General features: G+C 62.0%; 24 protein-coding genes and 3 tRNA genes. 5 read left to right on the top strand and 22 right to left on the bottom strand.

Going from position 1 to position 22715, the window contains the following annotated elements; genetic code table 11:
• Positions 1-28: 28 nt before the first annotated feature.
• From HD842_RS22855 to apbC, 5 genes are all read right to left on the bottom strand, one after another.
• A tRNA-Ala gene (locus HD842_RS22855) sits at positions 29-104 on the bottom strand.
• 92 nt (positions 105-196) lie between these two features.
• Positions 197-272, bottom strand: a tRNA-Glu gene (locus tag HD842_RS22850).
• A 90-nt stretch (positions 273-362) separates the two neighbouring features.
• Positions 363-438 (bottom strand) — tRNA-Ala (locus HD842_RS22845).
• A gap of 91 nt (positions 439-529) precedes the next feature.
• Entirely contained in the window at positions 530-1921 is a 1392-nt protein-coding gene (gene gltX, locus HD842_RS22840) for a glutamate--tRNA ligase (RefSeq protein ID WP_183558125.1), read from the bottom strand.
• A gap of 258 nt (positions 1922-2179) precedes the next feature.
• Positions 2180-3268 carry an iron-sulfur cluster carrier protein ApbC gene (gene apbC / locus HD842_RS22835; protein WP_183558121.1) on the bottom strand — a complete coding sequence of 363 codons (1089 nt, stop codon included), beginning with the start codon at positions 3266-3268 and terminating at the stop codon, positions 2180-2182.
• 161 nt (positions 3269-3429) lie between these two features.
• Between apbC and metG the strand changes: the two genes are divergently transcribed.
• From metG to panC, 5 genes are all read left to right on the top strand, one after another.
• Positions 3430-5601, top strand: coding sequence for a methionine--tRNA ligase (gene metG / locus HD842_RS22830; RefSeq protein ID WP_183558117.1), 2172 nt, complete (start codon positions 3430-3432; stop codon positions 5599-5601).
• Positions 5602-5766: 165 nt separating this feature from the next.
• A complete protein-coding gene (locus HD842_RS22825; RefSeq protein ID WP_183558101.1) occupies positions 5767-7083 on the top strand; it encodes an enoyl ACP reductase FabMG family protein in 1317 nt (438 codons plus the stop codon).
• Between the two features lie 102 nt (positions 7084-7185).
• Complete coding sequence (locus HD842_RS22820) at positions 7186-7395, top strand: DUF3460 family protein (RefSeq protein WP_183558098.1); 210 nt, start codon at positions 7186-7188, stop codon at positions 7393-7395.
• A gap of 14 nt (positions 7396-7409) precedes the next feature.
• Positions 7410-8267, top strand: a complete 858-nt coding sequence (locus tag HD842_RS22815; protein ID WP_370660879.1) for a segregation and condensation protein A — start codon at positions 7410-7412, stop codon at positions 8265-8267.
• Positions 8268-8294: 27 nt separating this feature from the next.
• Complete coding sequence (panC, locus tag HD842_RS22810; RefSeq protein WP_183558095.1) at positions 8295-9134, top strand: pantoate--beta-alanine ligase; 840 nt, start codon at positions 8295-8297, stop codon at positions 9132-9134.
• A 23-nt stretch (positions 9135-9157) separates the two neighbouring features.
• Here the strand turns inward: panC and HD842_RS22805 are convergent, their stop codons facing one another.
• The 17 genes from HD842_RS22805 to HD842_RS22725 form a co-directional block, all read right to left on the bottom strand.
• Positions 9158-9544: a response regulator gene (locus tag HD842_RS22805; protein ID WP_183558092.1), complete on the bottom strand. Its 387-nt coding sequence runs from the start codon at positions 9542-9544 to the stop codon at positions 9158-9160.
• Between the two features lie 59 nt (positions 9545-9603).
• Positions 9604-10818, bottom strand: a complete 1215-nt coding sequence (locus HD842_RS22800) for an EAL and HDOD domain-containing protein (RefSeq protein ID WP_183558089.1) — start codon at positions 10816-10818, stop codon at positions 9604-9606.
• A 32-nt stretch (positions 10819-10850) separates the two neighbouring features.
• Positions 10851-11501 (bottom strand): protein phosphatase CheZ, encoded by a 651-nt coding sequence (cheZ, locus tag HD842_RS22795; protein WP_183558086.1) that lies wholly within the window; start codon positions 11499-11501, stop codon positions 10851-10853.
• 1 nt (position 11502) lies between these two features.
• Positions 11503-11901 (bottom strand): chemotaxis response regulator CheY, encoded by a 399-nt coding sequence (cheY, locus tag HD842_RS22790; protein ID WP_183558083.1) that lies wholly within the window; start codon positions 11899-11901, stop codon positions 11503-11505.
• A gap of 129 nt (positions 11902-12030) precedes the next feature.
• A complete protein-coding gene (locus HD842_RS22785) occupies positions 12031-13095 on the bottom strand; it encodes a protein-glutamate methylesterase/protein-glutamine glutaminase (RefSeq protein ID WP_183558080.1) in 1065 nt (354 codons plus the stop codon).
• 17 nt (positions 13096-13112) lie between these two features.
• Positions 13113-13709: a chemoreceptor glutamine deamidase CheD gene (gene cheD / locus HD842_RS22780; protein ID WP_183558077.1), complete on the bottom strand. Its 597-nt coding sequence runs from the start codon at positions 13707-13709 to the stop codon at positions 13113-13115.
• A gap of 15 nt (positions 13710-13724) precedes the next feature.
• On the bottom strand, positions 13725-14579 hold the full coding sequence (locus HD842_RS22775; protein ID WP_183558074.1) for a CheR family methyltransferase: 855 nt from the start codon (positions 14577-14579) through the stop codon (positions 13725-13727).
• A gap of 81 nt (positions 14580-14660) precedes the next feature.
• Positions 14661-15164 carry a chemotaxis protein CheW gene (locus HD842_RS22770; RefSeq protein ID WP_183558070.1) on the bottom strand — a complete coding sequence of 168 codons (504 nt, stop codon included), beginning with the start codon at positions 15162-15164 and terminating at the stop codon, positions 14661-14663.
• Between the two features lie 32 nt (positions 15165-15196).
• Positions 15197-17356 (bottom strand): chemotaxis protein CheA, encoded by a 2160-nt coding sequence (gene cheA / locus HD842_RS22765; protein WP_183558067.1) that lies wholly within the window; start codon positions 17354-17356, stop codon positions 15197-15199.
• A 41-nt stretch (positions 17357-17397) separates the two neighbouring features.
• A complete protein-coding gene (locus HD842_RS22760; RefSeq protein WP_183558064.1) occupies positions 17398-17763 on the bottom strand; it encodes a response regulator in 366 nt (121 codons plus the stop codon).
• A 76-nt stretch (positions 17764-17839) separates the two neighbouring features.
• Positions 17840-18388, bottom strand: coding sequence for a chemotaxis protein (locus tag HD842_RS22755; RefSeq protein ID WP_183558061.1), 549 nt, complete (start codon positions 18386-18388; stop codon positions 17840-17842).
• Positions 18389-18422: 34 nt separating this feature from the next.
• Complete coding sequence (motB, locus tag HD842_RS22750) at positions 18423-19358, bottom strand: flagellar motor protein MotB (RefSeq protein ID WP_183558058.1); 936 nt, start codon at positions 19356-19358, stop codon at positions 18423-18425.
• Positions 19359-19410: 52 nt separating this feature from the next.
• Positions 19411-20265 (bottom strand): flagellar motor stator protein MotA, encoded by an 855-nt coding sequence (motA, locus tag HD842_RS22745; RefSeq protein WP_183558055.1) that lies wholly within the window; start codon positions 20263-20265, stop codon positions 19411-19413.
• 147 nt (positions 20266-20412) lie between these two features.
• Complete coding sequence (locus HD842_RS22740) at positions 20413-21198, bottom strand: class I SAM-dependent methyltransferase (RefSeq protein WP_183558052.1); 786 nt, start codon at positions 21196-21198, stop codon at positions 20413-20415.
• Between the two features lie 22 nt (positions 21199-21220).
• On the bottom strand, positions 21221-21811 hold the full coding sequence (gene flhC / locus HD842_RS22735) for a flagellar transcriptional regulator FlhC (protein ID WP_183558050.1): 591 nt from the start codon (positions 21809-21811) through the stop codon (positions 21221-21223).
• 52 nt (positions 21812-21863) lie between these two features.
• On the bottom strand, positions 21864-22181 hold the full coding sequence (flhD, locus tag HD842_RS22730) for a flagellar transcriptional regulator FlhD (protein ID WP_183558046.1): 318 nt from the start codon (positions 22179-22181) through the stop codon (positions 21864-21866).
• Positions 22178-22588, bottom strand: a complete 411-nt coding sequence (locus tag HD842_RS22725; protein ID WP_183558043.1) for a hypothetical protein — start codon at positions 22586-22588, stop codon at positions 22178-22180. Before HD842_RS22725 ends, flhD begins: the two co-directional genes overlap by 4 nt.
• Positions 22589-22715 lie beyond the last annotated feature (127 nt).

The raw sequence follows: 22715 nt of genomic DNA, 5'->3' as shown, positions 1-22715 counted from the left end.
GTACTGCCGAATGTCGTTTTCTTTTACGTGGTGGAGGTAAGCGGGATCGAACCGCTGACCTCTTGCATGCCATGCAAGCGCTCTCCCAGCTGAGCTATACCCCCCACGGGAAAACAACATTTTACTACACTGCACCTGCTTCGACCAGTAGCGCATGCTGCTTGCATACTGTGTCGGGTCATTCTAACCAGCAAGCTGGCGTCCCCACGGGGATTCGAACCCCGGTACTCACCGTGAAAGGGTGATGTCCTAGGCCTCTAGACGATGGGGACCATGAACAACCGATACTGCATTACTGCTTTGCTGCTGGCTACACAGCGTCACATTACAACCGAGGCAAAACCACTGCCACACTTCAGAGTTGGTGGAGGTAAGCGGGATCGAACCGCTGACCTCTTGCATGCCATGCAAGCGCTCTCCCAGCTGAGCTATACCCCCGCAGCGCTGAAGTGCGAGCATTATATAGGACACCCTTGCATTTCGCAAACAACGTTTTGAGACGTCGAAGCGAGGTGTCCCATGCGGGCTGTTACAGCCCCTTCTGCACGCGCGCCAGCACGACGTCGCGGCCAAACAACTCGAGCACCACATCGATCGCCGGCGTCTGCAACTGACCTGTCAGCAGCAGGCGCAGCGGCATGGCCAGTTGCGGCATCTTGAGGCTGTGGGCAGCCAGTACTTCCTTGATCATGGCTGCCAGCGACGCCTTGTCCCACGCCACCGTGGCGCAGCGCTCGGCAAACAGCGCCAGCGCCCCGCGCACGGCTTCGGTCAGGTGCAGCGCCAGTTGCTCGGCATCCGGTTGCGGATCGCGGTAGAACAGCATGGCGGCATCGGCCAGCTCGTTGATCGTGTTCGCGCGTTCCTTCATCAGGCCCAGCACGGTTGGCAGTGCCGGCGCGCCATCGAAGCGCGCACCGTCGCGCTCGAGCTTTGGCAGCGCCAGTGCGGCCAGGCGCTCGTTGTCGGCCGCCTTGATATAGTGGTTGTTCAGCCAGTTCAGCTTTTCCGGATTGAACTGGGCGGCCGATGCGGTCAGGTGTTCCAGGTTGAACCACTCGGTGAACTGCGCCATCGAGAACACTTCGTCGTCACCGTGGCTCCAGCCCAGGCGCGCCAGGTAATTGAGCATTGCTTCCGGCAGATAGCCCTGCTCCGGATAATCCATGACGCTCACGGCGCCGTGGCGCTTGGACAGCTTCGCGCCATCGGTGCCCAGAATCATCGGCAGGTGGCCGTACAGCGGCAGCTCGGCACCAAGTGCGCGCAGGATGTTGATCTGTCGTGGCGTGTTGTTGACGTGATCGTCGCCGCGCAGCACGTGCGTGATCTTCATGTCCCAGTCGTCGACCGCGACGCAGAAGTTATAGGTCGGCGTGCCGTCCGGGCGCGCGATGACGAGGTCGTCGAGTTCCTTGTTGCCGATCGTGATCGTGCCCTTGACCACGTCCGTCCAGGTCACGTCGCCATCGAGCGGATTCTTGAATCGCACCACCGGCTTGACGCCTTCCGGCACGGCAGGCAGGGTCTTGCCATCTTCCGGGCGCCAGGTGCCGTCGTAGCGCGGCTTTTCGCCGGCTGCGCGCATGCGCTCGCGCATCGCTTCCACTTCGTCGGGCGACGAGTAGCACAGGTACGCGGTGCCGGCGTCGAGCATGCCAGCGACCACTTCGCGATAGCGGTCCATGCGCTGCATCTGATAGAACGGGCCTTCGTCGTGCTCCAGGCCCAGCCACTTCATGCCGTCGAGGATGGCCTGCACGGCTTCCGGCGTCGAGCGTTCGAGGTCGGTGTCTTCGATGCGCAGGATGAAGGTACCGCCGAAGTGGCGGGCGTAGGCCCACGAATACAGCGCGGTGCGCGCGCCACCAACGTGAAGGTAGCCGGTCGGGCTGGGAGCAAAACGGGTGCGGACGGTCATGGCGGAAAGCAATCAGGTAAAAGGCGTATTCTACCCCGACGCCCGGCCGGCCAGCATGCATCCCCACGGCGCCTGGCCCAGCCTCTTCAACCGCACACCACGGCACGCTGGGCCAAGCGGCCAGGCAGGGTACGCACAGCGCCACTGGCCGCCCCCCACACGACATCGGCCTGCAAAATGAACAAAGCCCCCGCACAACAGCGTTGCGCAGGGGCTTTGTGAAACGGGTCCGGGCACCAGGCCCGGCCAGGCTTGAGATCAGTCGTTCCTGACGACGATGCTCGGGAACTTGCTGCTCATGTCCTTGGCCTTGTCGGCGATCTTGATCGCGACCTTGCGGGCGATCTGCTTGTAGACCGCGGCAACGGCGCCATCCGGATCGGCGACGACGGTCGGACGACCGGCATCGGCCTGCTCGCGGATCGACATCGTCAGCGGCAACGCACCGAGGAACTCGATACCGAAATCGGCGCACATTTTTTCACCGCCACCGTGACCGAAGATTGCTTCGGTATGGCCGCAGTTGGTGCAGGTGTGGGTGCTCATGTTTTCGACCACGCCCAGGATCGGGATCCCGACTTTTTCGAACATCTTGAGTCCCTTGCGCGCGTCGAGCAAGGCGATGTCCTGCGGCGTGGTGACGATCACGGCGCCCGTGACCGGCACTTTCTGCGACAGCGTCAGCTGGATGTCGCCGGTGCCTGGCGGCATGTCGACGATCAGGTAGTCGAGGTCGCGCCAGTTGGTCTGCTCGAGCAGTTGCTGCAGCGCGCCGCTGGCCATCGGGCCGCGCCACACCATCGGCTCATCCGGATCGATCATGAAGCCGACCGACGACACCTGGATGCCGTGGTTTTCCAGCGGCTCCATGCTCTTGCCGTCATTGGTCAGCGGACGACCGCTCACGCCCAGCATCATCGGCTGCGACGGACCATAGATGTCCGCATCCAGGATGCCGACGCTGGCGCCTTCGGCGTGCAGCGCCAGGGCCAGGTTCACGGCCGTCGTCGATTTGCCGACGCCGCCCTTGCCCGAGGCAACAGCGATGATGTTCTTCACGTTCGGCATCACCTTCATGCCGCGCTGGACCGTGTGCGAGACGATCTTGCTGTAGGCGCGAATCGCCACGCCTTCGACGCCTGGCAGGGCCAGCACGGCGCTGGCCGCCATCTGGCGCAGCATCTCGACCTGGCTGGCGGCCGGGTAACCCAGTTCCAGCTCGAACGTGACCTGGCCATTGTCGATATTGATGTTCTTGATCGACTTGGTGGTGATGAAATCCTTGGTGGTATTGGGGTCGATTACGCTCGCCAATGCCGTCTTGATATCGCTTTCAGTGATGCTCATGGTGCTCTCCGGGTGTTCTCCGATTGATATTGGGGCGAAGTGTAGCGCAAAACGGCAGGGCAGCCAGCCTGTTGGTCGTAAACCACGGGGAATACCCCCTGCGCGCACAGGGCCATCCGCTGTTAAAATGCTTCTTTTCATATAACCGAAGCGTTTCAACCATGACCCGCAAGCTGTTCGTCACCACCGCACTGCCCTACGCCAATGCTGCCTTCCATATCGGCCACATGATGGAGTACATCCAGGCCGACATCTGGGTCCGCTTCCAGCGAATGCAGCGCGAAGGCAATGCGCAGGGCGGCCAGAAACGCGAAGTGCATTTCGTCTGCGCCGACGATACCCACGGCACGCCGATCATGATCGCGGCCGAAAAAGAAAACATCACGCCGCAGGAATTCGTGGCCAAGATCGCCGCCGGCCGCGCGCAATATCTCGATGGCTTCCACATCGCCTTCGATAACTGGTATTCCACCGATTCGCCCGAAAACGTCGAACTCTCGCAAGGCATCTACCGCAAGCTGCGCGATGCCGGCCTGATCGTCACCAAGACCGTCGACCGCTTCTACGATCCGGTCAAGGGCATGTTCCTGGCCGACCGCAACATCAAGGGCGAGTGCCCGGTGTGCCACGCCAAGGACCAGTACGGCGACAACTGCGAAGTCTGCGGCGCCGCTTACCAGCCAACCGAACTGATCAACCCGTTCTCGGTCTTCACCGGCTCCACGCCCGTGCTCAAGCCGTCGGAGCAGTACTTCTTCAAGCTGTCCGACCCGCGCTGCTTCGCGTTCCTCAAACAGTGGCTGAACACCCCGGGCCGCCTGCAGCCGGAAATGGTCAACAAGGTGTCCGAGTGGCTCGGGGAAGCCGGTGAAAAGCTGGCTGACTGGGATATCTCGCGCGATGCGCCCTACTTCGGTATCCCGATTCCGGATGCACCGGGCAAGTTCTTCTATGTATGGCTGGACGCGCCGGTCGGCTACCTGGCCAGCCTCAAAAACTACTTCGACAAGCAGGGCCTGGATGTCGAGGCGTTCCTGAACGACCCGGCCGCCGAGCAGCTGCACTTCATCGGCAAGGATATTGTCTCGTTCCACCTGCTGTTCTGGCCTGCAATGCTCAATTTCTCGGGCCACCCGATCATCGACAACCTGAAGGTCGCCGTCCACGGCCATCTGACGGTGAACAACGAAAAAATGTCGAAGTCGCGCGGCACTGGCATCTCGCCGCTGCGCTATCTGGAACTGGGCATGAACCCGGAGTGGCTGCGCTACTACCTGGCCTTCAAGCTCAACGCCAAGGTGGAAGACCTGGACTTCAACGGCGACGACTTCGTGGCCCGCGTCAACAGCGACCTGATCGGCAAGTACGTGAATATCGCCAGCCGCTGCGCCGGCTTCATCGCCAAGCGCTTCGACGGCAAGCTGGCCGACAGCGTCTCGCCGCTGGGCCGCGACTGGATCTGCAAGGCGCTGATGCACGACGGCGCCGAGCGCCAGGCATCGGTGGCCGCCAGCTTCGAGGCGCGCGAGTACGGCCGCGCACTGCGCGAAATCATGGAGATCGCCGACGTCATCAACCAGTACGTCGACGAACACAAGCCATGGATCCTGGCCAAGGACGACACCAAAACGGCCGAACTGCACGACGTCTGCACGACCGCGCTGATCCTGTTCCGTCAACTGACCATCATGCTGCAACCGGTGCTGCCGCAAGTGGCCGCGCGCGTTGCCGAATTCCTGGGCGACGCTGAACTGAGCTGGGCCGACACCCATGGCGCCGCCGTCTACGAATCGATGCTCGGCCGCACCATCGGCACCTACACGCACCTGATGCAGCGCGTCGATGCCAAGATGGTCGAGAACCTGTTCGACAAGCCGGCGCCGGCTGCACCGGCTCCGGCGGTCGCCGCCGCGGCTACTGCTACCCCGGCGGCAGCGCCGACGACCGATGCCGGCGAAGGCGACGGCGAAAGCGACATCGAAGCCCTGGCCCCGACCATCACGATCGACGACTTCGCCAAGATCGACCTGCGCGTGGCGAAAATCGTCAACTGCGAACACGTCGAAGGGTCGACCAAACTGCTGCGCCTGACGCTCGACGTCGGCGAAGGCCGTCACCGCAATGTGTTCTCGGGCATCAAGTCGGCGTACCAGCCGGAAGACCTGATCGGCAAGCTGACGGTGCTGGTGGCCAACCTGGCCCCGCGCAAGATGAAGTTCGGCGTGTCCGAAGGCATGGTGCTGTGCGCATCCGCCGCTGACGAAAAAACCAATCCGGGCCTGTACCTGCTCGACCCGATGCCGGGCGCGACGCCAGGCATGCGCATCCGCTGATGCTTCACGCCGGCGCCTGGTCTGGCATGCCACGATGATGTGGCCGCCAGGCAGTCGCCGGACGGCCCCGGGTCGCGAATTCCGGGGCTAGTACCGGGTGTACAATGCCATGTTTAAACTATGACAAGACGCCCTACAAACTCTTTTGATAGGTAGCCAAGAACCATGACCGATTTGACTCCCCTGCGCCATATTCCGACCGCCAACGTGTTCCGCAAAGGCGACGTGTTCGTCCTGTTCGGTGAACTGTTCGGCCGCGGCTACGTGAATGGCCTGATCGACGAAGCGCGCGCCGCCGGCATGACGATCGTCGGCATCACCGTGGGCCGCCGCGACGAGACCGGCGCACTGCGCCCGCTGGACGCGGCTGAACTGGCCGAAGCCGAAGAAAAACTGGGCGGCCGCATCATCAATGTGCCGCTGATGGCCGGCTTCGATATGGATGCTCCGGAGGGCGAAAAGAACCCGACCGAAATGCTGTCCGGGATCACGCTCAAAACCTGGCAAGAAGAAACGCTGGACTGGGCGCACATCGAGCGTTGCCGCGAAGCCGGCGTGCGCCGCTTCACGACCTCGGCCGCGCAGGTCATGCAGGAGATCGACAAGCTGGTGCCACAGGGCGCGAATGTGTTCTTCGCGCACACGATGGCCGGCGGCATCCCGAAGATCAAGGCCTTCCTGGCCATTGCCAATCGCATCTACAAAGGCCGCGGCGAGCGCTTCATGTCCTCACGCGCCCTGCTCGAGAGCGATCTGGGCAAATTGATTTTGATGAACTTCGACGAAGTCTCGGCCAACACGCTCAAGTACCTGATCGACGCGTCGGCCACCATTCGCGACCGCGTCACTCAAGGCGGCGGCGAAGTGCGCTACACGGCCTATGGCTACCATGGCACCGAGATCCTGATCGGCGGCAAGTACCACTGGCAGACCTACACCAACTACACGCAGGGCTACGCCAAGATGCGCCTGGAGTCGGTGGCCGAAGCAGCGTGGAAGAACGGCATCACTGCCACCGTGTTCAACTGCCCTGAAATCCGCACGAATTCGTCGGACATCTTTGTCGGCGTGGAACTGTCGCTGTTCCCGTTGCTGGTCGCGCTCAAGCGCGAAGGCGGCGGCGCCTGGGCTGATGAGCAATGGCGCATCTGCGAAGACTTGCTGGGCGAAGGCACGTCGCTGCAGCAACTGCTGGACACCATCGAGGGCTACAACAACGACGCCACCAGCGCCGAGTTCCGCAATTTCGAGGCCTGGCCGATGGACAACACGCCGGCCCTGGCCGATGTGATGATTGGCACCTCGGAAGCGATCACGGCCCTGCACAAGGACAAGAAAGCGCTGATCACCGATCACCTGTCGAGCCTGGTGCTGGAAGGCGCCGGCCCGCTGATGTTCCATGGCGCGTCGGAAAAGATTGCCCCGGTGGTGTGGCTGAACCACGACATCATCGCGCGCCAGCTGAACGCGCTGCACAAGTAAGCGCAACATCGTCATACTTGACGCGACTGGCGCGGGGCACAGGAATCTGCCCCACTGCCATTGTCGTCAAGCCGCTGTTCCATTGCATCCACGAAGCCAATCATGATCTTCTCGAAAAAACACGTGAACTACGAATCCGAGCACACCAAGTTCATCTCGGAACTGAAGAAACAGCATCCAGAGATGGATGCCGGCCAGGTGGCCGGTCGCGCGCTGCTGTGGGACAAGGCCCCAGTCTCGCTCGACGAACAGGCACGCACTGAAGAGTCGCGCCTGCGTCAGCGAGCTTATCCGTACCAGAACAAGGTCTGAGGACGGACGCGCGCATGATGCCCGACGGGGCGGCTGACGGACACCAGGTGCCTGTCCAGCCCGCCATGGAAACACCGCATCCTGCGCCGGCCGACGCCACCCTGGCACGCCTGTACGGCGAACCGCTCACGCGCTTGCCGAATGACTTGTATATCCCGCCCGATGCGCTCGAGATCTTTCTCGACGCATTTGAAGGACCGCTCGATCTGTTGCTGTACCTGATCCGCCGGCAAAACTTCAATATTCTCGACATCCCGATGGCGCAGGTCACCCTGCAATACCTCGTCTATGTCGAGCAGATCCGCAAAAGCAATCTCGAGCTCGCTGCGGAATACCTGCTGATGGCGGCAATGCTAATCGAAATCAAGTCGCGCATGTTGCTGCCCAAGCGCCAGGACGACTTGATCGAAGATGCAGGCGACCCGCGCGCCGAGCTGGTGCGGCGCCTGCTGGACTATGAGCAGATCAAGACCGCCGCCGTCGCGCTAGGCAATGTACCGCAGGAAGGCCGCGACTTTGTCCGGCCCGAGCTGTTTGTCGAACAGGGCCTGGTCCAGCCGCTGCCCGATGTCGATCCGTGGGATTTGCAGCGCGCCTGGCTCGATGTATTGCGCCGCGCCAAGCTGACCCAGCATCACCGGATCGGGCGCCAGGAACTGTCGGTGCGCGAGCACATGTCGGCCATCCTGCGCACGCTGCAATCGCAGCGCTTCGTCGAATTCGGCGACCTGTTCGCGGGCCAGCACACGGTGCCGATTGTCGTCGTGCACTTCGTCGCGATGCTCGAACTTGCCAAAGAAACCCTGATTGAAATTACCCAGGCCGAACCGTTTGCACCGATCTACGTGCGACTGGCCTATTCGCCGGCATAACGCCGGCTTCTCCTGACCCGATCCATCATGAAAATCATCTCTTCCATCGACGAACTGCGCGACCAGCTCAGCGGCCAACTGCGCACGGCATTCGTGCCGACGATGGGCAATCTGCACGAAGGCCACCTGTCGCTGATGCGCCTGGCGCGCCGCCATGGCGACCCGGTCGTCGCGTCGATCTTCGTCAACCGCCTGCAATTCGGCCCCAACGAAGACTTCGACAAATACCCGCGCACATTCCACGAAGACGTGGCCAAGCTGGAAAAAGAAGGCGTCTACGTGCTGTTCGCGCCGACCGAGAAGGATCTGTACCCGGAGCCACAAGAGTACCGTGTGCGCCCGCCTGACGGCCTGGGCAGCACGCTGGAAGGCGAATTCCGCCCCGGCTTCTTTGAAGGCGTCTGCACCGTGGTCACCAAGCTGTTCTCGTGCGTGCAGCCGCGCGTGGCGGTGTTCGGCAAGAAGGATTATCAGCAGCTGATGATCGTGCGGAATATGGCGCGCCAGTTCGCCATGCCAACCCAGATCATCGGCGCCGAAACCTACCGCGCCGAAGATGGTCTGGCGCTGTCGTCGCGCAATGGGTATCTGTCGGCGACCGAGCGGGCTGAAGCGCCGACCCTGTACCAGAACCTGAATGCAGTGGCCGACAGCGTGCGTGGTGGCGAGCGCGATATCGCGCAAGTCGAAGCGCGCGCAATGGCGGCGCTGGCCGAGCGTGGCTGGAAGCCAGACTATATCTCGGTGCGCAAGCGCGGCGACCTGCAGGCGCCGGACGCGGCCGACCTGACGAATGGCGAGCCGCTGGTCGTGCTTGCCGCAGCCAAGCTGGGCAACACGCGCCTGATCGACAATCTGGAAATCTGATTGTTTGGGCCGCGCCGCGGGCCTCAGCCCGCCGGGCAGCCCTGGCGCACCAGCGCTGCTTTCAACTCCCGCTTGAAGCCGGTGTAATCGACGGCTTTCTGCACATAGTCGTCGACACCCAGCGCCTGGGCGCGCTCACGGTCGGCCGCGAGGCCGGAGCCCGACACGACGATGACGGGCATCCCGGCCAGCGCCTCAGCGCGCAGGCGCGCCAGCAGCTCGAACCCGTCGACCTGCGGCATCTTGATGTCCAGGAGCAGTAGATCGAAGCGCTGCTCGCGGATCATCTCGAAGGCTTCTGCGCCATCGCTCGCCACGACCAGCTGGTGGTCGAATGCGAACTCTTGCAGGGCCAATCGCGTCAGCATGACATCGATGCCCAGATCGTCGACCAGGAGAATATTTTTCATCCGGCATGCTAGCAGAGCCGCCAAACGCACGCCGCCACGTATGCACAGGAGGCGACAGACTAGCCGTCCAGCCCCACGCTCTGCGCCCACGCCAGCGCCGACAGATGCGCCTCATTGACGTCAGACGGACTCAGCCCCAGCGTCGCCGCCAATGATGCCACCAGATTCGAATTGAGCTCGCAGGCTTCGGCCAGCGCGAGATACGGCCCGTAACTGCCTTCGCGCTTCGTCAATGCCTTGACGACTTCGTCGGGCAATTGAATCGCATCGAGCACTTCCTGCATCGACAAGCCCAGCAGACGGTCCAGCAGCGAAAACATGCCGGCGACGAACAGGTGTTCGCCAGCGCCCCGGCCCAGGGCTTTTTGCCCCAGCAGTTCGGCCAGGCGACCGCGTACGACGGCCGTTTCCATCAGCACCGGCGAGTAGCCGCTGGCACTGGCCGTGGCCAGCAGCAGCACCAGCCAGCGGTACAGCGGCGCGTAGCCGAGCAGCGAGATGGCCTGGCGCAGTGACTGAACTTCGCGCCCTGCCCCAAAGCCAGCGGTATTGATGTAACGCAGCAGCTTGTAGGTCAGCGCCGGATCGCGTTTGAGCACGCTTTCGAGGCGCCCTACGTCGTCATTGGCCTGCACCATCTGCATCAGTTGCAGGATGATTTGCTGGCTCGGGTTCATGCCCTTGACGGGATTGCCGGGCCGTGGGGTCAGGTGCAGCTTGCCGACAAAGGCGTCGAGCCCGAGCGCGGCGCAGGCGTCGAAATCGGCCCACGTGCCCACTGGCCGCCCCACCATGCGCAGCGACGAATGCTTGGCGCTCGCATAGGTGCGGGCCTGATCGGCCACGTCGACCCCGGTAAAGCGCACTTCGACGTAGGAGGCGTACGGCGCCAGGTTGCGCCCCAGCAGCGTGAGGTCGCAGCCGCGGATGGCCACGCCCACGCCACCGGCGCGCACCGCTTGCACGGCCGAGCGCACGTCGACGTCGGTCAACTGGCGGATATCGAAGGCAAGGACGGTGTGTTCGGGTGGCAGCGCATGGAGCGCATCGGTCGACAGCATGGCCGGCACGGCGTCCAGGAACAGGATCTTGTCGCGCAGCAGCCAACCCTGGTCGACATGGTTGACGTGCTCGGCGACAAAGCCGACCAGCCCCTCGAGATCGAGGCCGGTGGGGACACGGCCGTCGTGCTGTTGCCACGACAGCTCGTAACCGAGAACGCGCTGCCGGGGATCGAGCAGCGGTTCACGGACAATGAAGTTGGTGCGATGCATGGAGGCGCCGTTTCAAATTGCTCGGCGCAAGCTCAAAACCCGAGACTGTCGAGCAGGTCGTCGACCTGCCCCTGGTTTGCCACGACTTCGGTGCCGGTCGGCTTGATTTGCGGACCGTTCATCAGGCCATTGTCCAGTTCGCGCTTGATCTCGCTTGGTGCGAAATCGATCAGGACCTGGACCAGCTGCTTTTCGAGGTTCTGGGCAATGCTCGTGATGCGACCGATGACCTGGCCCGTGAGATCCTGGAAGTCCTGGGCCATCATGATGCTCATCAGCTCGCTGCGGGTGGCAACCGCTCCAGCACGCGACTCGTCCAGGCCGGCAATCGTCCGCTGCGCCATGGCGCGCCACTGCGCATCAGTTGCCTCACTTGCAGGCGCATCGAGCAGCGCCTGCCAACCTGCCTTGAGGTCGGTCGAACGCGTTTCGATGGCATCCTGCAGCGGACCGGCCGCGTCGGTGGCGTCCAGCACCTTCTTGGCCGCCTGCTCGGACAGATGCGCCACGTAGTCAAGCCGGTCGCGCGCATCGGGGATGTCGCTGGCGGCCTTCTCGATCAGCTTGTCGAGGCCCAGGCCGCGCAGATTCTCGTGCAGCGCGCGGGTCATGTGACCGACCCGGCTCAGCACCTCATCGTGCGACGACGCGCCGGCAACCGGCGCGGTGTTCTGCTCAACCATTTCAGGCTCCGGCTTTGTCCAGTTTCTCGAAAATCTTGTTGAGCTTTTCGTCCAGCGTCGCCGCCGTGAATGGCTTGACGACATAGCCGCTGGCGCCTGCCTGTGCTGCAGCGATGATGTTTTCCTTCTTCGCTTCGGCCGTCACCATCAGCACTGGCAGCTTGGCCAGTGCTGGGTCGGCGCGAATGTGCTGCAGCATCGTCAGGCCGTCCATGTTCGGCATATTCCAGTCCGACACGACGAAGTCGAACGATTCACTGCGCAGTTTTGCCAGCGCCATGACGCCATCTTCTGCTTCGTCGACGTTGGCATAACCCAGTTCTTTCAACAGATTCCGGACGATGCGGCGCATCGTCGAGAAATCGTCAACAACCAGAAAACGCATCTTTGGATCAGCCATGAATTACTCCGTTTGAATCTACTAATTTGGTTTGTTGGGTAAGCTACTTTTACAGACGCAAGAATAGCATTTTTGTTGCTCTGCGGCGATAAAATCGCCCACAAAGCATGGAAGGATGATGAATTCAGTTCAAACACGCAACGCCCGGCTGCCTTGGGCGGCCAGATGGTCGAGTACGAGGCGCGGTAAAGCCTGCAATGGACCGACTTCGTGGGCTGCGCCGATGGCAATCGCTTCACGCGGCATACCGAATACGACACAGCTCGCTTCGTCCTGCGCGAAGTTGTGGGCGCCGGCTTCGCGCATCTCGAGCATGCCCGCCGCGCCGTCCTTGCCCATCCCGGTCAGGATAACACCAACGGCGTTTTTACCGGCCGCCTGCGCAGCGGAGCGAAACAATACATCGACCGATGGCCGGTGACGATTCACGGGCGGACTCTGCTCGATGCGCGTCATGTAATTCGCGCCAGAGCGCACCAGCAACAGGTGCGAGTGACCGGGCGCGATGTAAGCGTGACCGGGCAGCACCCGCTCGTTACCGGCCGACTCGACCACGCTGATCTTGCACAGCGAATCGAGGCGCTTGGCGAACGACGTGGTAAAGCCTTCCGGCATGTGCTGGGCAATCAGGATGCCCGGGCAATCGGACGGCATCTGCATCAAAAATTCGCGGATCGCTTCGGTGCCGCCGGTTGAGGCGCCGATGATGATCAGTTTTTCGGAAGAAATAAGAGGACTCCTCAGCGCCGACAGCTGCGTGCTGGCCACCTGGGGCGTGCGGCTGCGCGGCGCGATACGCGCCCGTGCCGCGCCGCGGATCTTGTCGGCGATCATGTCTGCATACTCGCGCATGCCGCTCTGAATCGATATCTTGGGCTTGGTGACGAAGTCGACTGCGCCAAGTTCCAGCGCGCGCATCGTGATTTCCGAGCCACGCTCGGTCAGCGACGAGACCATCAGCACCGGCATCGGGCGCAGGCGCATCAGTTTTTCGAGAAAGTCGAGGCCATCCATCTTGGGCATCTCGACGTCGAGCGTCAGCACGTCGGGATTGTGTTTCTTGATCAGCTCGCGCGCGACAAGGGGATCGGGCGCCGTGGCCACCACTTCCATATCGGGTTGCGAATTGACGATCTCGCTCATCACGCTGCGGATCAGTGCCGAGTCGTCGACGATCAGGACCTTGATTTTCATGGTGTCTCCGTGGTTACTCAGAACAGGTCGATCGCGCCGCCGACCGGTTCGACCTTGAGTCGCTTGGCGTAATCGAGTTCGCGCTTTGCCAGCGTATCGTTATGGGTCTGCATCAGCTTCTTGACCAGGACCTTGCCCGTGCGCGGGAAGAAAAACACCTTGCGCGGATAGATATCGTTCAGGTCTTCGGCCAGCACCGGAATCCGTTCGGTTTTCAGGAACTGCATCACGAACGCGGCATTGCGCTCGCCGACATTCATCGCGGTAAAGCCGCGCAGCACGGCGCCGCCACCAAACACCTTGGCTTCGAGGTGTTCACGGCGCGCGCCGGCCTTGAGCAGATCATTGATCAGTATTTCCATGGCGAAGGTGCCATAGCGCATCGAGGCCGATACCGGATTGTTGGGCTCGGCCGCGCCGTCGGGCAGCATGAAATGGTTCATGCCACCCAGGCCCGTGACGCGGTCGCGGATGCAGGCCGACACGCACGAGCCGAGCACGGTCGAGATCAGCATGTTCTCTTTGGTATAAAAATACTCGCCGGGCAGGATCTTGGCGGCGTCGATCGCGAACGTGCGGTCGTGGTACAGATTGGTTGCGAATTGGCTGTTCATGGTCGCCCTTCGTTCTTACGCCGTGCGCGCGTCGAGTTCGTACACGGTCTTGCCGCGCAGGCGCAGGGAATCGGACACGTACAGGAAGTTTTCGGAGTGGCCGGCAAACAGCAGGCCGTGGCCCTTCATCAGCGGCACGAAGCGGCTCAGGATGGTGCGCTGGGTCGGCTTGTCAAAATAGATCATCACGTTGCGGCAAAAGATCGCGTCGAACTGCCCGTCCAGCGGCCAGCCATCGGCCAGCAGGTTGAGCGGCTTGAACGTGACGAGCGAGCGCAGCTCGGGGCGGATGCGCACCATGCCTTCGTGGGCACCCTTGCCGCGCAAGAAGAAGCGGCGCAGGCGTTCCGGCGACACCTTCTCGATGCGCTCCATCGGGTACACGCCATTCGACGCCGTGGCCAGCACATTCGTGTCGATATCGGTGGCGATGATCTCGACTTTGGGCGTCAGCGTGTTGAACGCTTCGCAGGCCGTCATCGCGATCGAATACGGCTCTTCGCCGGTGGACGCGGCCGAGCACCAGATGCGCAGTGGGCGCGCATCCTTCTTGTGCAGCGCCACCAGATGATCGAGCAGCAGCGGGAAGTGATGCGCCTCGCGGAAGAACGACGTCAGGTTGGTGGTCAGCGCATTGGTAAACGACTCCCACTCGCGGTCCATGCGCCCTGCTTCCAGGTCGTCCAGGTAACGTGTGAACGACTGGATGCCGGTCGCGCGCAGGCGCCGGGCCAGGCGGCTGTAGACCATCTCCTGCTTGCTGTCGGCCAGCGAGATGCCGGCGCGCTGGTGAATCAGCGCGCGCACCCGTTCGAAATCACGGCGGGTGAAATCGAACTCTTTATTGGTTTCTGTTTTCTGCTGCGGCACTGTGCGTGACTTTCTTGAATACGATAGCGGGCTCCACGAGCCGGCCGGATTGTTGTGCTTGGTGCCGACGCAGACGGTGGCTTACGCCGCCAGCTTGTCGATCAGGCCCATTTCGCTCGACGACATCAGCTTGTCGATGTCGACCAGAATCAGCATGCGCTCGTCGACGGTGCCAAGGCCAATCATGTAGTCCGAATTGAAGGCGCTGCCCATTTCCGGGGCCGGCTTGATCTGGTCCGGCGTGAGCGTGGTGACGTCCGAAACACTGTCGACCACCATGCCCATGATGCGGCCACCGATGTTCAGGATGATCACGACCGTGAACTGGTCGTACACCGGCGTACCCAGCTTGAACTTGATGCGCATGTCGACCACGGGAATGATGATGCCGCGCAGATTGATCACGCCCTTGATGAATTCGGGGGCGTTGGCGATGCGCGTCACGGCTTCGTAGCCGCGGATTTCCTGCACCTTCAGGATGTCGATGCCGTATTCTTCCGAACCCAGGGTGAAGGCAAGGAATTCGCTGCCGGCGCCGTCGTGCGCGGTGCCGTCGGTCGAGAGGGTGTTTGCCAGGTTGGACATGGTATTCCTTTGTTTGCAGTGAAAATAAAAATTTATTGAACGACGGGATCGTCGGCCAGCTGGCGCGACGAGCGCACCAGCGCTGCCACGTCGAGGATCAGGGCGACACCACCGTCGCCCATGATGGTTGCGCCGGAAATCCCGGCCACTTTACGGTAATTCGCTTCCAGGTTCTTGACCACCACCTGCTGCTGCCCGACCAGTTCGTCCACGAACAACGCCGCCTTCTTGCCCTCGGTTTCGAGGATGACGACGATGCCGTCGGACGGGTCGCGGTGCACCGGTTCGATATCGAACATCTGGTACAGCGGGATCATCGGCAGGTATTCGCCACGCACTTTCAGCACGCGCCCGCGCCCGGCGATCTCGCGCACGTCCTGCGGCGTCGGCTGCAGCGATTCGACGACGAACGACAGCGGCAAAATATAGATTTCTTCGCCACTGCGGATCGACATGCCATCCAAGATCGCCAGCGTCAGCGGCAGCGAAATCGAGATCGTCGTGCCGAAACCGGCTGCCGAGCGAATGTCGACCGTGCCGCCCATCGCGGTGATATTGCGCTTGACGACATCCATGCCCACGCCGCGGCCCGACACGTCGGTCACGGTATCGGCGGTCGAGAAGCCCGGTGCGAAGATCAGTTGCCAGACTTCGGCGTCCGTCATCGTGTCGGACACGGCCAGCCCGTTCTGGGCCGCCTTGGCCAGGATTTTTTCGCGGTTCAGGCCGGCGCCATCGTCGGCCACTTCGATGACGATATGCCCGCCCTGGTGCCCGGCCGACAGGAACAGGCGCCCTGCTTCGCTCTTGCCCGCGGCAATACGCGCGGCCGGCATCTCGACGCCATGGTCGATCGAGTTGCGCACCAGGTGCGTCAGCGGATCGACGATGCGCTCGATCAGGCCTTTATCGAGTTCGGTGGCCGCGCCATTGGTGATGAAGTCGACCTTCTTGCCAAGCTTGCCGGCCAGGTCGCGCACCATGCGCGGGAAGCGCGAGAACACGAAGTCCATCGGCATCATGCGGATCGACATCACCGCCTCTTGCAGCTCGCGCGTATTGCGGTCGAGCTGGCTCACCGACGACAACAGGCGCTCGTGCAGGATCGGGTCGAGCACGGCGCTGCGCTGCTCGAGCATCGCATTGGTAATGACGAGTTCGCCAATCAGGTTGATCAGCTGGTCGACTTTTTCGACCGACACGCGGATGGACGACGATTCGTTCTTGTCGTCCTTGCGCGCGGCTTTCTTTTCCAGCGCCAGTTCGGCCAGGTGCTCCACGACGTTCTGGGCCTGCGCGGCGAGCGCGACAACCGGTTCCGGCGCGCTCTCGACAATGCCGGCGGCAGCGCGGATCTGCTCGATCGGCTGGAAGAAGCCGTAGCCCAGTTCGTCTTCGGATGGTTCACCGGCAGCAGGCGCCACGTCGTCGTCCGGACCGAAGAAGCCGTAGCCCTGGTCGTCTTCGATCCGCTTGCGTTCGGCCGCTTCGATCAGCCGCTGCTCTGGGGTGAGCGCCGGCGCCTCGAAGATTTTCAGGTCATCGGGGTCGAGCACGAACGAGCAGATGGCGATGATGTCGTCCAGGCTTTCCAGCGTCGTGATGATGACGGCGGTGCGCCCGCCGTCGAGCGGTGCGACCGAGATCCGGCCCATCAGGCCCAGCTCGTCCACAAGCGCATCGATGTCGCGCTGCGCCACTTGCGGCAACTCGATCTTGTAGCGGTGCGCGCCTTCGGTGGGCACTTCAACGCGTGCCTGCGCCGACAGGTAGGATGGGGCGACGACCGGCGCGACCGGCACGACGCCCTCGGCCAGATCATGCAGCGCCATGCGCACGTTGGCGACGACTTCCTGGTCGACCTGCTTGCCATGGCGATGGCCGTCGAGCTGCATCTTGAGCGCGTCCTTGGCTGCCAAAAACGCGTCCACGTGGTTCGAGGTCAGCGCCATCTCGCCCTTGCGGATACGGTCGAGCAGTGACTCGAGCACGTGGGTCACGTCGCACATATCGGTCAGGCCGAAGGTCGATGCGCCGCCCTTGACCGAGTGCGCGGTGCGGAAGATCGCGTTCAGATCTTCGGCATCGGGCGCTGCCAGATCGACGCCCAGCAGCAGGCGCTCCATTTCGGCGAGCAGTTCTTCTGCTTCGTCGAAAAAGACCTGGTAAAACTGGCTGATGTCGATGCTCATGGGGATGTCCGCTCGTGGTTGCCTAAGCCAAAATTCATGGCTTAACCGATCACTTTTTTGACTACCTCGATCAGGCGCTGCGGATCGAACGGCTTGACCAGCCAGCCATTGGCGCCGGCAGCACGGCCCTTGGATTTCATTTCGTCCGACGACTCGGTGGTGAGCATCAGGATGGGCGTCTTCGCGTAGCCGGGCAGCGAGCGCAGCGACTTGATCAGCGCCAGGCCATCCATCTTCGGCATGTTCTGGTCGGTCAGCACCAGGTCGACGGCCTGCAGCTTCGCCTTGTCAAGGCCGTCCTGGCCGTCCACGGCTTCCACCACATGGTAGCCGGCTGCCTTCAGACTGAAAGCCACCATCTGGCGTAGTGAACTGGAATCGTCGACTGCGAGAATCGTTTTTGCCATCTTGTGCTCCTGCTGTTTTACACCGGGCGGACCCGGGTTGAATTGGTTGTTAGGTGACTACGGGACGGCGGCGCGGTCAGAACAGCTCGACGTCGCCGCTTTCCAGGTGTTTCTGTTCGACCGACCTGCGCAGCTTGCTGCGTAGTTGCAGCGACTGGATCGCCAGCGCGACGCTGACCTGGCCCAGCCGGTCGACAATTTCGTCGCTGCCGTGCTCTGGCGTGATCCCTTCGCCGTGGTCGTTCAACGTGCCCAGAAAGTCGCGCAAGCCCGCCACGCGGCGCAGCGTACGCTCGATCAGTTGCGCCGTCAGGTCTTGGAACTGCATGCTGGTGATCGCCGTGTTCACGTGCTCGCTCACATCGTCCGACATCGAGCCGAGCAGCGCGCGATCTTCAAGCGACAGCGCGCCGCCGGCCAGCATGCGGTCGATCGCTTCCTGGCGCGCGCCGACGACGGCGTGCACCGCAACGAAGCTGCCGGTGAGCTTGTCGATGGCTTCTTCGAGCAGCAGTTCGGTCTGGAGCAGATCGGCTTCCACTTCGGTCAGGTGGCGCCGGCCATGCACCGACACGCCTGAGAGCAGGCGCTTGACGTGCGATCCGAGTATCTTTTTTCTTGTCATCGTGTTCTCTCCAAACCTGCCCGCACAGCGTCGGTCATCGCGGTTTCACCGCATTTAGCGTTGCCGTCGCTGCCGCCTCGGCATCCTCGGCCGGCACGTCCAGCGTGGACGCATCGCGCCGCACCGCGTCTTCGGTGCGCTTGTTCATGACGATGATGCTGATGCGCCGGTTGATGGGGCTGAACGGGTCGGTAGCATCCAGGTGCGCGGCCGAGGCCAGCCCGACCACGCGCAGTACCTTGTCGTCCTGCAGGCCACCCAGCACCATTTCGCGGCGCGATGCGTTGGCACGGTCGGCCGACAGTTCCCAGTTGCTGTAGCCGGCATCGCTGTGATACGGCGTCGAATCGGTATGGCCTGAAATCCCCAGCTTGTTCGGCACCTCGTTGAGCACCATGCCGATGATGTGCAGGATTTCCTTGGTGTACGGCTGCAGCTCGGCCTTGGCCATCGCGAACATCGGGCGGTTCTTTTCGTCGACGATCTGGATGCGCAAGCCTTCGCTGGTGATGTCGAGCAGCAGCTGGTTCTGGTACTTCTTGAGCATCGGATTGACTTCGATGGCCGACTCGATCCGTGCCTTCAGGTTCTTCAGGCGCTCGCCCTCTTCACGTGCCAGCGCAGCCTTGGCCGCCTGCAGGTCGTAGCTCTTGTTGGCCGGCGCCGAGTCGCCGCGCTTGACCTGGCCGGCGGTGCGCGTCAGGTCTTCGCCGCCGCCCTTGATCACCGACGACGAGTCGCCCGAGCCCGAGCCGCCCTGCATCGCCACCTTCAGCGGGGTCTTGAAGTATTCCGAGATGCCCACCAGGTCGCCCTTGGCGGTCGAGCCCAGCAGCCACATGAGCAGGAAGAACGCCATCATCGCGGTCACGAAGTCGGCGTACGCGATTTTCCAGGCGCCGCCGTGGTGGCCGCCCGCCACCTTCTTGATGCGCTTGATGACAATGGGACGTGCGTTGTCGTCAGCCACGCTCATGCTCCCGGGTGTACTGCGGCGAAAGATCGGATGCGGTCATCGCGGCTTACTTCTTCTTCTTGATGTGTTCTTCGAGCTCGGCGAAGGTCGGGCGCTCGGTCGAGTACAGCACCTTGCGGCCGAATTCGACGGCCAGCGCCGGCGCATAGCCGTTCAGGCTCGCCAGCAGCGTCACCTTCACGCACTGGAACATCTTGGTCGACTCTTCGAGCTTCTGCTCCAGCACGCTGGACAGCGGGCTGACAAACGCATAGGCCAGCAGAATGCCCAGGAAGGTGCCGACCAGCGCCTTGGCGATCAGGATGCCCAGCTCGGCCGGCGGCAAGCCGACCGATTCCATCGTGTGGACCACGCCCATCACGGCAGCCACGATACCGAAGGCCGGCAGGCCGTCGCCGATCTTGGCGATCACGTGGGCCGGAATGGCGCCTTCGTGGTGGTGCGTCTCGATCTCGTTGTCCATCAGGTTTTCAATCTGCATCGCGTCCATATTGCCGGACACCATCAGGCGCAGGTAATCGGTCATGAATTCGATGATGTGATGGTCGGACACGACGGCCGGGTACTTGGAAAACAGCGGCGACGCGTCCGGGGCTTCGATATCGCCCTCGATCGACATCAGGCCTTCCTTGCGGACCTTGGACAGCACGTCGAATTGCAGCGCCATGAGTTCCATGTACATGTCCTTCGTGTACTTCGAGCCCTTGAAAATGCTGGGAAACGCTTTCAGCGTGGCCTTGATCGACTTGCCATTGTTACCGACGAAGATGGCGCCGAACGCGGCGCCGCCGATCATCAACAGCTCGATGGGCTGCCACAGCGACGCAAGGTGACCACCCGCCAGGGCAAAGCCACCAAACACGCAGGCACAGACGATGATGTAACCAACAATAACTAACAAAGGATTTTGCTCCAGAAAACCCGCGCCGTGTCGCGACATGTCGACTCGGAACCGGTAATTTCAGAAAATGTTTATTCAGGGAATTACTTTAGCTGGAGAAGTGCTGTCCGGCAAGCAAAACCACCCTGGAAACTCACCGTTTGTCTCTTAAAAGTCCCATATATACAAAGCAGGTCCGCCTGTGTACGGATGCACAACACGCGTCGGTGTTTGTCCGACAACGATAAATTCGTAACTGAAAAGCATCGAACCGGGACGCATCTCGCGCGCGGCCTTGCGCCACAGCGCAGTCATCGCGGCCGGAGACAGGTAGGCGAACACGGCGTCGTAGTCGCCCAGGTCGAGCTGCTCATAGTCGCCACGGATGAAGACCGCCGGGCTGCGCGCCAGTTTCGCGCGCACGAAGCTGGCCAGCCATGGCAGAGGCGCGAGCTCGATGCCCTCGATGCTCGCGTTTGCACGGCGGCGCTGCAGCGCCAGCACCAGCCCGCCGATGCCACTGCCGATGTCGATCACGCGCAGCGCCCTGCCCTGCGGCAGCGCGGCATCGACGGCCTCCCACACCTTGCGGCCGGACGGGTAATACGGCACCTGCGTGCGGTAGGTTGACCAGTACAGCAGCAACAGGAAGACGAAGATGACGAGAAATGCCAGCGGCGGTATCGCCAGCGTGCTCGTGGCCAGTAGGGCCAGCGGGAAACCGAACTGGATCGCGCGCCACCAGATCGCCAGGCCGCGCCACCAGGTCAGGCCAGCCGCGAGCAGACCCTGGACCAGGGCCACGTGCCAGTACGAGACGGTCAGGCCGCCCGTGGCGAGCAGGTAGATGACGGCGAGCGTGAGGGGAAAGGCAGCGAGCTGCAGCAGCAGCGCCCGGACCGCGGGCGCGCCCAGCAGGCGCCGGGGCGACGGAGAAGAAGGTGATGCGGGCAAGACAGGCTGCCGGCGCGCTGGATCAGGCCGGGTCCAGGCCGGCGGCCCTGCCCTCGGCCTCTTCGTCGGCGCGCGCCTGGTCGAGCGCTTCCTTGGCCTTGCGCGTCTTGCCGGCGCGCGAAGGCATGTGGCACAGCCCGCACAGGTAGTCGCTGTTGAGATCGAGGGCATTGACGATGAACTTGCCCTGGCACTTGCTGCAGGGGGCCAGTTGCAGCATGCCGCCATTGAAGAAGCGTACCAGTGTCCAGGCGCGCGTGAGCGAGAGCAACGGCTCTTCGTTCGGCGCCGGCGGCATTTGTTCGAGGTAGAGTTTGTAGGCCTTCATGACGGCCTGGATGCCGGTGGCGCCGGCATGCTCCACCAGGAACTGGTGGATATTAATGAACAACGACGAATGGATATTCGGTTGCCAGGTCAGGAACCAGTCCGTCGAGAACGGCAGCATGCCCTTGGGTGGAGAGACACCCTTGAGCTCCTTGTACAGCTTGAGCAGGCGTTCGCGCGACAGCGAGACTTCAGTCTCGAGCAGTTGCAGGCGTGCGCCCAGGTTGATCAGTTCAATGGCGAGCTGGATTTCCTGCGCCTCGGTGACAACGCTCTTTTTACTCATGGCGATACGGCTCCCGGCACTGTCGGCCTTACAGCAAGACCGCTGACAGCGATTATACGATCTCTTCGACTGGCTGGCCGGCCATCAGGATGGCGGCGTGCGACTGGGCCAGGCTGCGGTCCTTCGTGTGGCTCGTCAGCATCGACAGAATCGCGCTGTCGTCGAAGCGGAAGCGGGCCAGCATCATGTTGCCGCCAGCAAGCTTCAGGATTTGCGCGTTGCTCATGCCTTCGATCAGGTCAGCGATGTCGGCCGAGACGCCCAGACGGAAAATGGCGGTGACCTTGTCGGCACGGATCATTTGCTGTGCCAGCATCAGGTAGCTCAGGTTAGCGTCGCGAATTTCAGCCATCATGTCGTTCATCGTCATTTTCTCTCTCCAGTCGTTGTGTCGGCTGCCGTTGTGTTGCCGATGAGATAGATTCTGACCGTGGAGAAACTATTCACAAATTGGAGAAAGTCTGTATTTTCAGTCAGTGAACGACGAGACGGACCCATAGGAGTTTGTCTGACAAACCCATCTGGTTCCCTATGAAACCCTGGTAAAAACCAGGGCTGTTTGGTGCAGGAAAGCACCTTGATGATATGCAGCAACAAAACGCGTTTGTCGCAATTTTGCCACTCGGCAACAGCAGCTAATCTCTTTAACGGCAGCTCGCGGGGCAACTTTAGGGTCTGATTGAAAAAATTTTCAATATTTTCGTGACCGCCCAAACTGCTGATCCCACCTGCTCTTCCATTTACGGCAGCCTTGCCGCCGACTTTAGGGCGATTCACCACTATTTTTTAAAAAAAATAGGTGCGGTTCGCTGCCTATCTGGGACTGTTATCGGACGGTCCTGCGGGAACTTTAGGGTTCGCTGCAAAAAATTTTGAACTTTTTTTGGTCGCATCGGTGCCTAGC

The organism is Massilia aurea, from assembly GCF_014200505.1.
GTDB classification, from domain to species: Bacteria; Pseudomonadota; Gammaproteobacteria; order Burkholderiales; family Burkholderiaceae_D; genus Telluria; species Telluria aurea_B.
The sequence above is the reverse complement of the archived record's forward strand: the minus strand, read 5'-3'. Positions and strand labels throughout refer to the sequence as shown.

What these genes read in the sequence shown, in the direction of transcription:
- HD842_RS22820 (WP_183558098.1), top strand. Translation starts at nt 7,186, where the DNA reads ATGATCTTCTCGAAAAAACACGTGAACTACGAATCCGAGCACACCAAG.
- flhC (WP_183558050.1), bottom strand. Translation starts at nt 21,811, where the DNA reads ATGAGTAAAAAGAGCGTTGTCACCGAGGCGCAGGAAATCCAGCTCGCC.
- gltX (WP_183558125.1), bottom strand. Translation starts at nt 1,921, where the DNA reads ATGACCGTCCGCACCCGTTTTGCTCCCAGCCCGACCGGCTACCTTCAC.
- HD842_RS22785 (WP_183558080.1), bottom strand. Translation starts at nt 13,095, where the DNA reads ATGAAAATCAAGGTCCTGATCGTCGACGACTCGGCACTGATCCGCAGC.
- cheD (WP_183558077.1), bottom strand. Translation starts at nt 13,709, where the DNA reads ATGAACAGCCAATTCGCAACCAATCTGTACCACGACCGCACGTTCGCG.
- HD842_RS22760 (WP_183558064.1), bottom strand. Translation starts at nt 17,763, where the DNA reads ATGGCAAAAACGATTCTCGCAGTCGACGATTCCAGTTCACTACGCCAG.
- apbC (WP_183558121.1), bottom strand. Translation starts at nt 3,268, where the DNA reads ATGAGCATCACTGAAAGCGATATCAAGACGGCATTGGCGAGCGTAATC.
- HD842_RS22800 (WP_183558089.1), bottom strand. Translation starts at nt 10,818, where the DNA reads ATGCATCGCACCAACTTCATTGTCCGTGAACCGCTGCTCGATCCCCGG.
- cheY (WP_183558083.1), bottom strand. Translation starts at nt 11,901, where the DNA reads ATGGCTGATCCAAAGATGCGTTTTCTGGTTGTTGACGATTTCTCGACG.
- flhD (WP_183558046.1), bottom strand. Translation starts at nt 22,181, where the DNA reads ATGACGATGAACGACATGATGGCTGAAATTCGCGACGCTAACCTGAGC.
- HD842_RS22755 (WP_183558061.1), bottom strand. Translation starts at nt 18,388, where the DNA reads ATGACAAGAAAAAAGATACTCGGATCGCACGTCAAGCGCCTGCTCTCA.
- cheA (WP_183558067.1), bottom strand. Translation starts at nt 17,356, where the DNA reads ATGAGCATCGACATCAGCCAGTTTTACCAGGTCTTTTTCGACGAAGCA.
- HD842_RS22805 (WP_183558092.1), bottom strand. Translation starts at nt 9,544, where the DNA reads ATGAAAAATATTCTCCTGGTCGACGATCTGGGCATCGATGTCATGCTG.
- panC (WP_183558095.1), top strand. Translation starts at nt 8,295, where the DNA reads ATGAAAATCATCTCTTCCATCGACGAACTGCGCGACCAGCTCAGCGGC.
- HD842_RS22815 (WP_370660879.1), top strand. Translation starts at nt 7,410, where the DNA reads ATGATGCCCGACGGGGCGGCTGACGGACACCAGGTGCCTGTCCAGCCC.
- metG (WP_183558117.1), top strand. Translation starts at nt 3,430, where the DNA reads ATGACCCGCAAGCTGTTCGTCACCACCGCACTGCCCTACGCCAATGCT.
- HD842_RS22770 (WP_183558070.1), bottom strand. Translation starts at nt 15,164, where the DNA reads ATGTCCAACCTGGCAAACACCCTCTCGACCGACGGCACCGCGCACGAC.
- cheZ (WP_183558086.1), bottom strand. Translation starts at nt 11,501, where the DNA reads ATGGTTGAGCAGAACACCGCGCCGGTTGCCGGCGCGTCGTCGCACGAT.
- HD842_RS22825 (WP_183558101.1), top strand. Translation starts at nt 5,767, where the DNA reads ATGACCGATTTGACTCCCCTGCGCCATATTCCGACCGCCAACGTGTTC.